Source organism: Microbacterium sp. (assembly GCF_032084865.1).
Lineage (GTDB): Bacteria > Actinomycetota > Actinomycetes > Actinomycetales > Microbacteriaceae > Microbacterium.
The window spans coordinates 1,453-1,708 of record NZ_DAMDLU010000241.1 but is presented as its reverse complement, the minus strand read 5'-3'; the positions used below and the strand labels follow the sequence as shown (position 1 = coordinate 1,708).

Below are 256 nucleotides of genomic sequence, written 5' to 3'. Positions count from 1 at the left end.
GATCTTCTCGCCGACCAGCTCGGTCACGCGGTGACGGATGCCGAGGCCTACGACCCGCTCGTCGTGCGCGCGGCGTCGTGGGAGGCGCGGCGCATGCTGGCCGACGCGCTGGCCGAGGAGGCCACCGCCGCGGCGATCGACGAGCTCGGCATCGGGTTCACCGCCTGGCACGACGTCGCCACCGGCGAGGACGACGACGCGAAGCTCGACCACGTCGTGCTCAGCCCGACCGGGCTGTACGGACTCATGTCCGAGG

The 256-nt window shown here is 72.7% G+C and carries 1 pseudogene; it reads left to right on the top strand.

Annotation, left to right across the window (positions count from 1 at the left end):
- A pseudogene (locus RT309_RS14985) lies at positions 1 to 256 on the top strand (molecular chaperone DnaJ); the annotation flags it as partial.